Source organism: Ensifer sp. SL37 (assembly GCF_026672675.1).
In the GTDB taxonomy this organism is placed as follows: domain Bacteria; phylum Pseudomonadota; class Alphaproteobacteria; order Rhizobiales; family Rhizobiaceae; genus Ensifer; species Ensifer adhaerens.
Genome location: NZ_JAPPRN010000006.1, coordinates 707,170 through 720,289 on the forward strand (window position 1 = coordinate 707,170; position 13,120 = coordinate 720,289).

General features: G+C 61.7%; 19 protein-coding genes. 11 read left to right on the forward strand and 8 right to left on the reverse strand.

The window, feature by feature from the left end; all coding sequences use genetic code 11:
* Position 1 precedes the first annotated feature (1 nt).
* The 6 genes from OVA00_RS15600 to OVA00_RS15625 all read left to right on the forward strand — a co-directional run bounded on the left by OVA00_RS15600 (position 2) and on the right by OVA00_RS15625 (position 4,359).
* Positions 2-1,168, forward strand: coding sequence for a YcaO-like family protein (locus tag OVA00_RS15600; RefSeq protein WP_268089295.1), 1,167 nt, complete (start codon positions 2-4; stop codon positions 1,166-1,168).
* Positions 1,158-1,916: a TfuA-like protein gene (locus OVA00_RS15605; protein WP_034800884.1), complete on the forward strand. Its 759-nt coding sequence runs from the start codon at positions 1,158-1,160 to the stop codon at positions 1,914-1,916. Before OVA00_RS15600 ends, OVA00_RS15605 begins: the two co-directional genes overlap by 11 nt.
* Before the next feature lie 62 nt (positions 1,917-1,978).
* Positions 1,979-3,190 carry a hypothetical protein gene (locus tag OVA00_RS15610; protein ID WP_034800881.1) on the forward strand — a complete coding sequence of 404 codons (1,212 nt, stop codon included), beginning with the start codon at positions 1,979-1,981 and terminating at the stop codon, positions 3,188-3,190.
* Positions 3,191-3,207: 17 nt separating this feature from the next.
* Complete coding sequence (locus tag OVA00_RS15615) at positions 3,208-3,696, forward strand: hypothetical protein (RefSeq protein WP_034800879.1); 489 nt, start codon at positions 3,208-3,210, stop codon at positions 3,694-3,696.
* Between the two features lie 24 nt (positions 3,697-3,720).
* Positions 3,721-3,984, forward strand: a complete 264-nt coding sequence (locus OVA00_RS15620; protein WP_034800877.1) for a hypothetical protein — start codon at positions 3,721-3,723, stop codon at positions 3,982-3,984.
* Positions 3,985-4,110: 126 nt separating this feature from the next.
* A complete protein-coding gene (locus OVA00_RS15625) occupies positions 4,111-4,359 on the forward strand; it encodes a hypothetical protein (protein ID WP_034800874.1) in 249 nt (82 codons plus the stop codon).
* A 36-nt stretch (positions 4,360-4,395) separates the two neighbouring features.
* On the opposite strand, the gene OVA00_RS15630 is transcribed toward OVA00_RS15625, so the two are convergent.
* On the reverse strand, positions 4,396-5,535 hold the full coding sequence (locus tag OVA00_RS15630) for a fumarylacetoacetate hydrolase family protein (protein WP_034800872.1): 1,140 nt from the start codon (positions 5,533-5,535) through the stop codon (positions 4,396-4,398).
* 261 nt (positions 5,536-5,796) lie between these two features.
* Between OVA00_RS15630 and OVA00_RS15635 the strand changes: the two genes are divergently transcribed.
* Positions 5,797-6,213 carry a hypothetical protein gene (locus tag OVA00_RS15635; RefSeq protein ID WP_051659567.1) on the forward strand — a complete coding sequence of 139 codons (417 nt, stop codon included), beginning with the start codon at positions 5,797-5,799 and terminating at the stop codon, positions 6,211-6,213.
* Between the two features lie 127 nt (positions 6,214-6,340).
* Here OVA00_RS15635 and OVA00_RS15640 read toward each other — a convergent pair whose 3' ends face one another.
* A complete protein-coding gene (locus OVA00_RS15640) occupies positions 6,341-6,958 on the reverse strand; it encodes a TetR/AcrR family transcriptional regulator (protein ID WP_034800870.1) in 618 nt (205 codons plus the stop codon).
* A gap of 51 nt (positions 6,959-7,009) precedes the next feature.
* Between OVA00_RS15640 and OVA00_RS15645 the strand changes: the two genes are divergently transcribed.
* The gene (locus tag OVA00_RS15645) at positions 7,010-7,804 is read left to right on the forward strand and encodes a 3-oxoacyl-ACP reductase family protein (protein WP_082566269.1); all 795 of its coding nucleotides are present in this window, start codon (positions 7,010-7,012) and stop codon (positions 7,802-7,804) included.
* 74 nt (positions 7,805-7,878) lie between these two features.
* On the opposite strand, the gene OVA00_RS15650 is transcribed toward OVA00_RS15645, so the two are convergent.
* From OVA00_RS15650 to OVA00_RS15660, 3 genes are all read right to left on the reverse strand, one after another.
* Entirely contained in the window at positions 7,879-9,132 is a 1,254-nt protein-coding gene (locus OVA00_RS15650; protein WP_034800866.1) for an NAD(P)/FAD-dependent oxidoreductase, read from the reverse strand.
* 64 nt (positions 9,133-9,196) lie between these two features.
* The gene (locus OVA00_RS15655) at positions 9,197-9,700 is read right to left on the reverse strand and encodes a TIGR00645 family protein (RefSeq protein ID WP_082566270.1); all 504 of its coding nucleotides are present in this window, start codon (positions 9,698-9,700) and stop codon (positions 9,197-9,199) included.
* A gap of 155 nt (positions 9,701-9,855) precedes the next feature.
* Entirely contained in the window at positions 9,856-10,020 is a 165-nt protein-coding gene (locus OVA00_RS15660) for a DUF1328 domain-containing protein (protein ID WP_034800864.1), read from the reverse strand.
* A 224-nt stretch (positions 10,021-10,244) separates the two neighbouring features.
* Between OVA00_RS15660 and OVA00_RS15665 the strand changes: the two genes are divergently transcribed.
* A complete protein-coding gene (locus OVA00_RS15665) occupies positions 10,245-10,439 on the forward strand; it encodes a hypothetical protein (RefSeq protein WP_060584342.1) in 195 nt (64 codons plus the stop codon).
* 106 nt (positions 10,440-10,545) lie between these two features.
* Here the strand turns inward: OVA00_RS15665 and OVA00_RS15670 are convergent, their stop codons facing one another.
* A complete protein-coding gene (locus OVA00_RS15670) occupies positions 10,546-10,743 on the reverse strand; it encodes a CsbD family protein (RefSeq protein WP_090294925.1) in 198 nt (65 codons plus the stop codon).
* Between the two features lie 61 nt (positions 10,744-10,804).
* On the reverse strand, positions 10,805-11,128 hold the full coding sequence (locus OVA00_RS15675; protein WP_034800858.1) for a hypothetical protein: 324 nt from the start codon (positions 11,126-11,128) through the stop codon (positions 10,805-10,807).
* A 491-nt stretch (positions 11,129-11,619) separates the two neighbouring features.
* Between OVA00_RS15675 and OVA00_RS15680 the strand changes: the two genes are divergently transcribed.
* Positions 11,620-11,868, forward strand: a complete 249-nt coding sequence (locus OVA00_RS15680; RefSeq protein ID WP_034800856.1) for a glycine zipper domain-containing protein — start codon at positions 11,620-11,622, stop codon at positions 11,866-11,868.
* 46 nt (positions 11,869-11,914) lie between these two features.
* Here the strand turns inward: OVA00_RS15680 and OVA00_RS15685 are convergent, their stop codons facing one another.
* A complete protein-coding gene (locus OVA00_RS15685; RefSeq protein WP_060584014.1) occupies positions 11,915-12,133 on the reverse strand; it encodes a NepR family anti-sigma factor in 219 nt (72 codons plus the stop codon).
* 188 nt (positions 12,134-12,321) lie between these two features.
* On the opposite strand from OVA00_RS15685, the gene OVA00_RS15690 reads away from it, so the two are divergent.
* Positions 12,322-13,119: a response regulator gene (locus tag OVA00_RS15690; RefSeq protein WP_034800852.1), complete on the forward strand. Its 798-nt coding sequence runs from the start codon at positions 12,322-12,324 to the stop codon at positions 13,117-13,119.
* Position 13,120: the final 1 nt, after the last annotated feature.

Here is a 13,120-nt window from a genome sequence, read left to right on the forward strand (position 1 = left end):
GATGGCGAGCGTTTCGTTCCAGGACCGATCGCTCGAGGGCGTGCTGAACGCCCCCTCCCCAGCCCCTCCCGACACCTGGCAAACCGTGGAGAAAATTCTCGCCCTCCGACGGGATTTCGGGATCACCCGCCTCGGATCGGTAACCGGGCTCGATCGGATCGGCATACCGGTCGTGCAGGTGGTCCGCCCGGCCTCGCGCTCGGTTTCGGTCAATCAGGGCAAGGGCCTCAGCTATGCCCAAGCCGCCATCTCCGGCCTGATGGAATCGCTTGAAGGATGGGCATCGGAGCGCATACCGGCGGAGCGCGTGTGGCGGGCCAGCCTTGCGGACATGAATGCCGACGGGATGTGGTCGCATCTCCATCCGGCTGCAACGCCGCCGGCCGACAGCAACGATCTCGCCTGGATTTCAGGCTGGGATCTGATCTCCGGCTCTTTCCGGCCCGTGCCGCTGGCGGCGGTCGACACAAATTACGTCATCCCCTCTCCGCATCCGCACTGGCTTCAACGCAACACCACCGGGCTTGCCGCAGGCACGAGCCTGCAGCAGGCACTGATTCACGGCTGCCTTGAGATCCTCGAACGCCACGCGCATCATCTGGCCACCAGGCGGCCGCATTTCTTCGACCGCTACCAGATCGGTGTCGACACCATTGGCGGGGGCAAATCCGGCGAAATCCTTGGCCGGCTGCGCCAGGCGGGGCTGGCTGCGGGCGTATGGGCGTTACCAAGCCCGAGTGGCCTGCCCGCCTATTGGTGTCATGTCATGGAAGACCCGGCGCGGGTTCCGCTGGCCCCCTTGCCGGCGTCTGGCTTCGGCTGCGACATCGATCATGACCGCGCCCTTGCCAAGGCTCTTCTCGAGGCGTGCCAGTCGCGCCTCGGCGCCATCGCCGCGACCCGGGAAGATGTGATCGGCCGCTTCTACGCCCCACCGGAACGAAGCGAACTGATCGCCTGGTTCGAAACCCTGTCGCGCGGCGGTCTGCCCTTTCCCGAAAACGCGTCTGCGCACTTGGGCGAAAACCCGTTACCGGCCATTCTCGAGGCGATGGTCGCCGCTGGTGTCAAAGCGGTCGTCGTCGTGGTCCTGTTCTCGGACGAAGCGCTCCCTCTGCATGTGGTCAGGGTGGTTGCCCCGCCCCTGGAGGTCAGCATTGAGGAGTGAAACGATCGTCTTCCTCGGACCAACGCTGAGTGCCGCCGAGGCGCGAGCACAGCTCGATGCGACCTATCTTCCGCCCGCCGGGCAGGGGGACGTCGTGCGCGCCGTGCTGAAACATCGCCCGGCGGTGATCGCGATCATCGATGGCGAGTTTGCGCAGCGGCCGGCGGTCCGGCACAAGGAGATCCTCTGGGCCTTGGCAAAGGGCGTGTATGTCTGCGGCGCATCCAGCATGGGCGCCGTCCGTGCGGCGGAACTCAGCGACGAAGGAATGATCGGCTATGGCTTCGTCTACCGTTGGTATCGGCGCACGAGGCTTGCCGACGACGCCGACGTCGCTGTGGCGATGGCGCCGCCCGAACTGGGTTCAAGAGCTCTCACCGAAGCCCTCATTGACATCAGGCTGACACTGAAACAGTCTGAACGAAGGGGCATCATCACACACGAACTGCGCGTTGCACTCGAACAGGCGGCACGATCGCTTCATTATTCCGAGCGCAGCTACAGCACCATCCTCGACAGTGTCAGGAATAATAACAACGACCCTGATATTGAGCGATTAAGACGTCATCTCGCAATCGGATTACCGAGACAGAAGAAACTTGACGCAATCGAACTACTAAAGGCGATCTCCACCTTTAAACTTCGGCGCAAAGGCCCGGACAAGAGCAACGCGTTCGAGATGACCGAGGCTTTTGCATACGATCTTCAATACGCTGAGCTGCTCGATGAAATATTCCGAGCGGATTAGTACGAACAAGTTAATCGAATTTTACAATCACAGGTGATATTGAAACCGCGAGAGAGGCCAACATGGATGCCGCCGCTCACACGTCCGACGCCGACCCGGGCAGAGCCGCTTCACCGCGTCTCGGAACGCGCTTTCTTGTCTTTCCGCAACCCCCATACATTCCAGGTTACGAGAAACCCGAGGTGGTCTGGCTCGCCCCTTCGGCAGGCGGGATTACGGCCGGCCCGTCCGACCGGCGCATGTATGTCGCCGATCCGCTCGAAACCAAGAGGCCCTATGCCTACCCTATCCTGCCGCCCTATGCCGGCGCACTCTGCCCGCCGGTGGAACCGGACGCTGACGGACATTTCGATTACATCACGCCGGACTCGCCTGCCTTTCTGGCGACACACAGCTTTGCCTGCGCACGGCGCGTGCTGGATATCTTCGAGGGCTATGTCGGGCGCGAAATCAGATGGTTCTTCGAACCGACCCTGAGCCGGCTGGAGATCATTCCGCACATTGCCGACTGGGACAACGCACAATCGGGCTTCGGCTTTGTGGAATTCGGGGAAAGCGAACCTGCGAGAGTGACGTCGCGATTCGCGCTCAATTTCGATTCCGTCGCCCATGAGATGGGCCACCTGATCCTTCTCAGCGAACTGGGCCTGCTTGAGGGCGACGGCGCCGGCAGCGAGTTTTTTGCCTATCACGAAGCGGTCGCCGACTTCGCATCGCTGCTCGGCTTGCTGCATTTCGATACAGCCGCGGATCGCATCCTGCGCCGCACCGGCGGCAACCTTTTGATCAACAACGAACTCGATCGCTTCGCCGAGCTCAGCGACGAAAGGCAGATCCGCACCTTCAACAATTCGCTGCGCGCGGGCGACGTCAGCCATGAAGTGCACGATCATTCCAAGCCATTTGCCGGAGGGCTCTTCGACTGCTTGGTCGAGGTCTATCAGACACTGCTCTTCGAGCGAGGACTGTCCGACCTCGATCCTCGCCAGTTCGGCAACCTGCGCCAGCAACTGGCGCCAGAGCTCATCGAAGCGACGTTGCGCCCATCAAGAGCGGACTACGAGCTGAAGCACTTTGCCAGCAAGGCTGCCCTAGAAGAGGCGCGAGACATCGTCGGCGAGAGCGTCGTTCGCTCCTGGCGGTTTCTGGAACCCGACGACGTCACCTTCGAAGCGGCAGCGGAAGCCTTTTTGACGGCCGCCGATCGGGGACGTGGTCGAGCCTATGTCGAACAGTTTGAAGATTGCATGCGATGGCGCGAAATTCTTTGGTGAAACAGAGGGAGAACGAGATGGACTACGAACATGTACCGGCACCGGCAACTGGCAGATACAAAGCGGACGAGCTTGTTCTCTACGGCGTCAAGCTCAACGCAAACGATGACTATGGCAGGTTCGATATCGGTGAAGGCCATAGTACCGAGCTTCGGGTCCAACTGTTTAAGGACGGTGGCGGCCTCAAGGCGGGCGACTACTCTATCGTCTTGGCCTACGGCTACGCATTCGACGGGCATTGCTACAGGCTGGATTCCCATCGAATCTTCATCGTGACAGGCCCGAAGGCCGAAGCAGCGGTCGGTTGCGGCTTCGATTCGATCGCAGGTGCATCCTATCAAATGTGGCGCATTCGGGCATCGACAGAGTTGATTGAAATCGCGACTAGCTTTGGCGATGCGCAGACGCTCATTCTAGACGCGAACCTGCCCGGAAAGCGGTCGCCGACCTCATATGCGATCACCCAATCGATGGCGCATCGCGACCGCCGACTAAACCGCGACTAGCCGGACTCTCTAACGGAGAATGTCATGTCGATCACCTCAACCGTGAAATTTAAGCAGGACTGCAACAATTTAACGATGATAGACGAATTGCCCGGCAGCTACTGCGTGGACGACAAGTTGGAACCTATCGTCGGGCGCAGCGTCAAAAAGGACACAAGCCTCAAATTCTCGGCTGATACAAACAACGGCATCGCAGACGTGAGGATCACTGGGGACATCAACGGAACGCCGCATGACGACAGGTACGATCTGGAGGACCTAAGTAAGGGAATCACTTTCCCCAAGTAGGTGTCGGTACGCACTCGGTCGAAAGCAGCACGCTATTCATCAGGTGGCTAAGGTCGACATTGGCGGCTTCGGCCAAACAAGCGCATGATCACACCTCTCCCGAAACGATCAGGCGGAGGAAGACTCATGCTCGATACCGATAGAAAAGCGGATGCAGCCTATGCGATCGAGTACATCCAGGAACATCCGGAAGCCGGACTTTGCCAGGAGGGTCGGCGCTGGTGGATTACCCCAAACGCCAACGAGACGGATGGGCGGGTTTTTTCCATGGATACGGTGGAGGCCATACGGCTCCGGGATGATGCGCGCCTACGGGCCGTGCCTGACATTGCGCATGCGGGTCGGTCGCTCTGGGTTATGCGGGACATGACATAGTGACCGTGCAGACGCGTTCGGCCGTGAGCTTGCTCCTTACAGCAGCCGCCGTCCTGCCAGATTGCGCATCAGCGCCGCTGCGCCAAAGCTCCAGGGCGCACATTCGGTCGAAAGCCTGACCGTGTTGGTCAGCGACCCGAGTTCGGCACTGGCGATCGTCACCACGTCGCCGAGCTTGTGGGTGAAGCCCTGGCCGGGCTCGTCGCGGTCTTCGACGGGCGCAAAGAGGGTGCCCATGAACAGCATCAGGCCATCAGGATACTGGTGGTGCGGGCCAATCGTCTGAGCGACGAGGTCGAGCGGGTCGCGGCTGATTTCGGCCATCGAACTGCGGCCGGTCAGGCGGTAGCCGTCCTCGCCTTCGACCAGGAGCGTCAGTTCGGCCTTGCGGACATCGTCGATCCCGTAGGTTTCATCGAAGAGGCGGATAAAGGGACCGACGGCGCATGAGGCGTTGTTGTCCTTGGCCTTGCCGAGAAGCAGCGCCGAGCGCCCCTCGATGTCGCGCAGGTTGACGTCGTTGCCGAGGGTGGCACCCCTCACCTGGCCGCTCGAGGAAACCGCAAGCACGATCTCCGGCTCCGGATTGTTCCAGCGTGAGGCCGGGTGCAGGCCGACATCGGCGCCCGGGCCGACCGCCGAGAGAACCTGCGCCTTGGTGAAGACCTCCGCGTCCGGGCCGATGCCGACCTCCAGATACTGCGACCAGACGCCCTCTTCGATGAGGGCTGCCTTGACGCGGGCCGCCTCCGGCGAACCGGGCTTCAGGTTTCGCAGACTGTCGCCGATGACGGCTGTGACGCGGGCGCGGATCGTTTCGGCGCGCGACGCATCGCCCGCCGCCCGCTCCTCGATGACGCGCTCGATCATCGAGCGCGCGAAGGTGACACCACAGGCCTTCACCGCCTGCAGATCGCAGGGCGCAAGGAGATGCAGGGCGGACGGATCCGCCTTCTGTCCGAGGCAATCCTCGAGCGCGACAAGCCGCTCGCCCTGGGTGGAGCGGACGTGCGCAACGGGATCCGGGTGTTCGAGGAGGTCGCGCATGGTGGGCGCTGCCTTCGAGGTGATGTCGAAGAGCGCGCCGTCACGGATCACAACTACCGACGGGCCGCCGACATCGGCTCGCCAGGCGCGACCGACAAAGGTGCCATTTTGAAATACCGGATCCGCCATGCCGTTCTACCCTCCCGTGAGCGCTACCATCATGCAGCGGAAACCTCCGCTGTAAAGCGGGCGACGACGATCGAACGTCCCTTGGGTTGTAGCGGTCGGAACATTGCAAATTTTCACGCGTTTACGGTTACGGCGCGCCGATCCGAGCGCGCCCCGCCGCTCTGTCTCGCGAGCGCACGAAATCCGGCGCCCACCGCTGCCCCGGGAAGGTTCAGGAGCAGCCGGCCGAGGCCACGAGGAGATCAAGAAAGGATCAACGCAATGAACCAGCACGAAGAGTTCAAGGAAAAGCCGGTCATCGACCCCGTGACTGGGCAGCCGCTGCCCCAACCCACTGCGCAAACGCACCTCAGCGACGTACCTGTCGAGCCCCCCAGACGCAGCAGCTGGCCAATCATCATCATCCTGCTCGCCGGCTTGGTGCTGGCGTTGATCGCCTGGCTGCCGGCCGAACTGAGCCGCGACACCGCCAACACGGTAGCGCCGCCGTCGACCACCGACCAGCCGGCAACCGGAACGACGGGCCAGGCCACACCGCCGGCCGATACGGGCACGGCTCCCGCCGGTGGAACGACGACCCAGCCGGCCCCGGAAGCAACGCCGCAGCAGGGAACACAGGGCGCTAGCCCGAACTCGACCCCTGGCACGACACCCGAAATGACGCAGCCGGCGCCGTAAGCAGGACGGAGCACGCGCAAACCGGTGGGCCGGAGGCTTTTGATCTCCGGCCCTCGCGTCGTCGTTCACCTGAACAAAAATCATGAGGCCGAATGACGGATCGGCTGTGTCCGTTAGACGTCGTTCGTCAGTCCGGCCGGATGTTTGCGGATATCATCGCGTCCCAGCCGGCTGCGGCGCAGTCGGCGATCGCGACCAGGGTTTCCCGCGTGGCGCCGTCGCGCGCCTGGATCGACATGCCGTGCTGCAGCGAGGCGACGTAGGCGGCAATCGCGGCGCAGTCGACACCCACAGGCAGTTCGCCTTCCTCGACTGCGCGCTCGAAACGCTGCTCCAGAGCCATCTGCTTCTCCAGCCGACGCAGCTTCAGTGCGTCACAGACCTCCGCATCACCACCCGCCATCTGCGGTGCCGACAGAACCACCATGCAGCCTCTCGGCTCGCCACGCTGTGTAAAATTCTCGGCCGTGCGTCTCAACAGGTCGTGCACCGCCGCCTTTGCGGTCGGAACCGTCTCCAGTTCATCCCAGATGCCGGCACCGTCGGTGCGGCCGTAAAGGTCCACGGCCTCGATGAAGAGCTGCGCCTTGCTGCCGAAGGCAGCGTAGAGGCTCGGCGGGTTCAATCCCATGGCCCGAGTCAGATCCGACAGCGAGGTATTGTCATAGCCCTTGTCCCAGAAGAGCTGCATGGCGCTTGCAAGCGCCTCGTCCCTCGAAAAATTGCGTGGCCGCCCGCGGCTCATCTCGGCTGATCCTTTTTTGTATCGATCAATACATAAATCGCTTGACAGCGGATGGCAAGTCGTTTCCCCTTATATGTATCGATCACTACAGATTTGGAGAAACCAGTGACGAGTTTGAAAGACAAGGTGGCCCTGGTGACGGGCGGCAGCCGCGGCATCGGTGCAGCGATCGCAAGGCGCCTGGCAAGCGACGGCGCAACCGTGGCGGTGACCTACAGCCAGTCGAAAGAAAAGGCCGAGGCGCTCGTGGCGGAGATCACGGGGGATGGCGGCAGCGCACTGGCGATCCAGGCGGACAACCGCGATCCGGGCGCGGTTGAAGCCGCCGTCAAGACGGTCGCGGAAAAACACGGTCGCATCGATATCCTCGTCAACAATGCCGGCATCTTCGACGCCGGAACGGTGGACGAGGTGACTGAGGAGGATTTCGACCGGACGATCGACGTCAATGTGAAGGCGGTGTTTCTCGCCACGCGCGCCGCTTCGGCGCACATGCCGGATGGCGGGCGCGTCATCAACATCGGCAGCAACCTCGCCGCCCGCGTCCCATGGCCGGGCATGAGCCTTTATGTGCTGAGCAAGAGCGCGCTGATTGGCTTCACCAAAGCGGTGGCGCGCGATCTCGGGCCGAAGGGCATCACCGTCAACATCGTCCATCCTGGCTCGACCGACACGGACATGAACCCGGCCAACGGCGAACATGCCGGCCCGCAGCGCGGACTGATGGCGATCCCGCGTTTCAACGAGGCGAGCGACGTAGCAGGCGTCGTCGCCTGGCTGGCGGGGCCTGACGGCCGCAGCGTAACGGGCGCCGAATTCACCATCGACGGCGGCACCAACGCCTGATCAGGCAAGGAACAAGGCCGGAAACGCAGCGTCCGGCCTTTTCCTACTTCGTGATGCTATGGCTTCGGACCGTGTCAGGCCAGGAAACGCTCCGGCCGGTAGGGCGCGATGTCGATGACCGTCTTTTCGCCGGTCATGGCTTCCGCCAGCGCCCGACCGGTGACCGGCCCAAGCGTCATGCCGTGATGGGCATGGCCGAAGGCAAACCACAGGCCCTCGTGACGCGGCGCCTTGCCGATAAGCGGCATCATATCCGGCGTGCAGGGACGCGCGCCCATCCAGGGTTCTTCGTCGCGACGTTCGGCAAGCGGGAAGAATTCGCGCGCCACCCGCTCGGCCCGCGTCAGCTGCACCGGCGTCTTCGGCGCATCGCGCCAGGCAAATTCCGCACCCGTCGTCAAACGGATGCCGCGCAGCATCGGCGCCAGGAAGTAGCCCTTTTCGGCATCGAGCACCCAGTTGTTGAGCTGCGCGCCGTCCTGCATGCCGTAGTGCATGTGGTAGCCACGCTTCACAGCCAGCGGGAAATGATAGCCGAGCTTGCGGGTAACCGTATCGGCCCAGGGGCCGAGCGCCACGACGACTTCGCGGGCTTCCAGCGGCCCTTCCGGGGTGGCGACGCGCCAACCGGGACCTTCGAGTACGTGTTCGGTCGTCGCCGCATCGCCGGAAATCAGCCGTCCGCCCAGGGACTGGAAGTAGGCGAGATAGGCCTTGTTGAGGCTGTGCGGATCGCGGATCGACCAGGGATCGCTCCAGCGCAGACCGCCGACGAGATCGGCCTTGATCGACGGCTCCAGCGTCTTCAGCTCGCTCGTCGAAAGCTTCTGGTGGTTGACGCCGAAGCCCGCCGAGAGCTTTTCCGCTTCCTTGTACGCGGCGTCGCGTTCCTTCTCGGTGCGGAACACCTTCATCCAGCCGTCCTTACGGATGAGGTCGCCGGCTCCGGACGCCTCGATCAGATCCTGATGTTCGGTGATCGAATGCTCGATCAGCGGCGCATAGAGCTGGGCGATGCGCCGGTGCTGGGTAAAGCCGGAATGCCACCAGTAGCGGGCGAGGAACGGCACCAGGCCCGGAAGGGCGCGGAAATGGTAATGGGCGTCGATGGTGTTGTTGAGCGCGTAGCGGAAGAGTGCGCCGAAATCATGCGGGAAGCCGTATGGAAAGACGCCTTCGCGCTGGATCAGGCCGGCGTTGCCGTAGGAGGTTTCCTCGCCGGGGCCACGACGATCGAGCAGCACCACCGACTTGCCGCGGCGGGCGAGATGGATGGCGGTGGAAATGCCGACGATGCCGGCGCCCAGAACCACTACGTCAGTCTTCATCTCAGGCTGCCCCGTTGCTCGATCAAGACAAACCGCGGCTTTGCGTGAAGCCGCGGCACCAATATCACTTCTTCTTCAGCGCATTCATGATTTGCTCGAGATAGCCGAGCAGTACGGCCGAGACGACAAAGGCCAGATGTATGATCGTCGCCCACATCAACTGCTCGCTCGAATATTGCTGCGCGTTTAAGAAGATCTGCAGCAGGTGGATCGAGGAAATGGCCACGATCGACGACGCAACCTTGATCTTCAGGCTGCCGGAATCGAGCTTGCCGAGGAAGGAGACCTCCGCATCGCCTTCGTCGAAGCGGCTGACGAAATTCTCGTAACCGGAAATCATCACCATCACGATCAGGCTGGCCACGAGCGCTGCATCGATCAGGCCGAGCATCGCCAGAATCATCTGCGCATCGTCATAGACGAAGACCATGCTGGCGATCTTCAGCAGCTTGAAGGCGAACGAGATGCCGTAGAGGGCAAGTGCCGCGACCAGGCCAAGGTAGAAGATGACGAGAAGCCAGCGGCTGGACAGGATGATCCGCTCGACGAGCAGTTCCAGCGATTTCATGATGTTCGATACCCCGGGGCGAAAACGACAATTGGGGCATCAATAGCCAAGCGGGCCAGCAAGGGCAAGCAAGACGATTCGGCCACCAAACACATCGAGGGCGGCTGTGACGCCGCCCGTTTCCTGTTTATGCCTAACAACTCAAATAGGGCCGCTCAGCCGCGGCGCACCAGGCCGGCAACGAGCGAAATCACCAGAAAGACCAGGAAAAGGAAGAAGAGGATCTGCGCGATGCCCGCGGACGTGCCGGCAATACCCCCAAACCCAAGTACACCCGCTATGATTGCCACAACGAGGAAGACAAGCGCGTAGTATAACATAGCAATTCTCCTTGCCTAAATCACTGCAATGCAAACGCGATAGCTTTCAATTTGTTCCAGTTCTCGATCAAAATCGGCGCGCGGAATTCCGTGGCGTCACTCGACATTAATATTCTGTTTACGATGAAAGACGAAAGAGTCCCAAATCGGCACGGTTTGCACCGGAAATGCCCGGAACCTTCGCAATACTCTGACGTTCTTCATCCATGGAACGCAGGGTCGAAATGAAGATGCCGACAGCACATATCTGGAAAACGGCGACCGAAGCCGGACGGGAGCGGACGCATCTCTCCGATAGAAATCTTCACATCGGAAAGACGATGCGCGACCTGTACACGGACGGCGAAGAACAAAGCGCCAAGCTTCAGTCTCTGCTTGAAGAACTTCGCAGGCGAGAGGCCAAGGCAAAGAAGAAATAAGCGCGATGCGCATGACAAACAAAAAGCCGCGCGACAGGTGTCGCGCGGCTTTTGTCTTGGCGTCGTTCTTCCGGGGAAGCAAGACTGACTGCTTGCCGCGAACCGCCTAGCGGCGCGACATCCAGTCGTCGATCTGCCGCTCCGCCTCGTCACGTGCAACGCCGTATCGCGCCTGGATCCGCCCGGCGAGTTCTTCCCTGCGGCCATCGATGATATCGAGGTCGTCGTTGGTGAGCTTACCCCACTGCGACTGAGCCTTACCCTTCAACTCGTGCCATTTGCCTTCAACAATGTCCCAGTTCATTTCCGATCCTTTCGGTTGATGCAGTCGCCCTAGCGCAATTGCCCAAGAGCTACCGGTGAAATCAGTTGCGAGCCTTGGCGCCGCTTTCGCTTCGCGCGGCAACGGCATAGCTGCCGTCATCGACCTTGACCTCGACCTGCAGACGGCCAGGCGCCTTCACCTGCCACTCGATGGTCGCGTCTTCTACGAACAGCGCCGGATCGACTTCCGCGCAGGCCCCGTAGGCGTGCTTGAAGCTCGTCGATGTCGCCTCGATCGCAGGCGAAAGCAGTTCGCGGCATTCGTCTACGGTCTCGAAAGCCACGGTGGGCGCCGGCACTTCGCGGCAGGCCTCTGTCGTCTGCATGCAGCCGACCAGGACCATGATGGCGGCAATGTGTTCCATTCGCATGCTCCCTTGCGTCAAACTCCAACAGCAAACGGAAATGTGCGATCTGCGGTTCCGCGAATGGGCGCGAAATATTTCCTGGAACCTTGGCGTCAGCTGCGCGTTTGAGCGGCCCAGAGACGGCCGGGAGGCGTCATTCGCCCACAGCGTTCAGCGGGCGACCACGGCCCACAACCGGGACGGACATCGACCGTCGGCCACCCCAACAATGGAACAAAAATGCCCCGGTCTCGTTTTCGCAACGATAACAAGCGCTGCGACCGCGGCCGAGCGACGGAGGATATACTGGCGAGGCAAGGACACACCACAAGCGGCTCGCTCATTACGAGCGCCGAAAGGTAACATCAAAAGTCGATCAGGACGGCGCGGCATCGGGTACGGGCTATGCCTCATTGTCGTCATTCTGTTCGTCACCAGTCGCGGGCAAATCGATTTCACCGAAAATTGATTCTCAGTTCAACAAAGCAACCCTCGGATAGGAACGCGTCATGAAGAAGATACTTATCGTAGCAAGCCTGATCCTCCCCCTCGCGGCATGCACGCAGACAGAAAAGGGCGCGGCGATCGGCGCAACCGGCGGTGCCATCGTCGGCGGTGCGGCGACGGGCAATGTCAGGGGTGCGGCCGTGGGCGCGGCCATCGGCGGCGTCGCCGGCGCGCTCATCGGCAACGCCAACGAACCGGGCCGCTGCATCTATCGCGACCGCTACGGCCGCCGCTACGAAGCCGCCTGCTGATCGGCGCATCTCATAAAGAAACGGGCAGCCGCCCGTTTCTTCCCCCTCAAAGCGGAACCCCACCCTTCGACGGGACTTTGGCCGCAGCCTCCGCTTCATCGAGTTTTTCAAGAAGATTGAGAAAGAGTTCCGGAACGGGCTCCTGCTCCAGCGACCGATAGAGCGCCTTCAAGCTGGTGCCGATCGAGCCGCCGATTTCGAGCGTTTCGGCAGTGCCTCCGCGCTGTTGGCCTACGCCGCCGTGCTTTCCGGTTTCTTCATCCATGCTGCGTCCCACCACCGCTTAGTCCTTCACGGCTTTTGCTGCCCTTGCGAAATCGCCGGCACACCGTTTCGAACACGTCCCCCATTTGCTCTAAGCCGAAAAACGTGTTCAAAACATCCATCTATTCCGCCCCATACCCCCTATCCTCAGAAATCAAACGAATCGCATTGCACGTAAGGAAGTCGTTGATGTCACTTTCGACCCGGATTGCGCCCCACCTGCCCTTTCTGCGCCGTTACGCGCGGGCCGTCACAGGCTCGCAGGCCGCAGGCGACGGCTATGTGGCCGCCGTTCTCGAAGCCCTGATCGAGGATATCAGCCTCTTTCCGGAAGCCTCGAACGACCGGATCAGCCTCTACAAGCTGTTCTGCTCGCAGTTCGAAAAGATCTCGATCGACCGCAGCGAAAATGCCTCACCGTTCGCATGGGAAAAACAGGCGGCCGCCAATCTCTCGCTGATCGCGCCGGCGCCGCGCCAGGCGTTTCTGCTCGTATCGGTCGAGGGTTTCTCCATCGCCGATGCGGCCGAGGTCATGAACCTCAGCCAGGCCGAGTTTTCGAAGCTGCTGACAGTCGCCTCGGAGGACATTTCGCACCAGGTCGCAACGGACGTCCTGATCATCGAGGACGAGCCGCTGATCGCGCTTGATATCGAGGATATGGTGACCAGCCTCGGCCACCGCGTCACCGGGATCGCCCGCACCCACGGCGAGGCGCTCGATCTCTACCGCAAGACCTCTCCGAAGATGGTTCTGGCCGACATCCAGCTTGCCGATGGCAGCTCGGGCATCGACGCCGTCAACGAGATCCTCACGCAGGCCGCTGTGCCGGTGATCTTCATCACCGCCTTCCCCGAGCGGCTGCTGACCGGCAAGCGGCCGGAGCCAGCCTTTCTCGTGACCAAGCCGTTCAATCCGGACATGGTGAAGGCACTGATCAGCCAGGCGCTGTTCTTCGACGAGCACGCACGCTCTGCCCGGCGCTAGG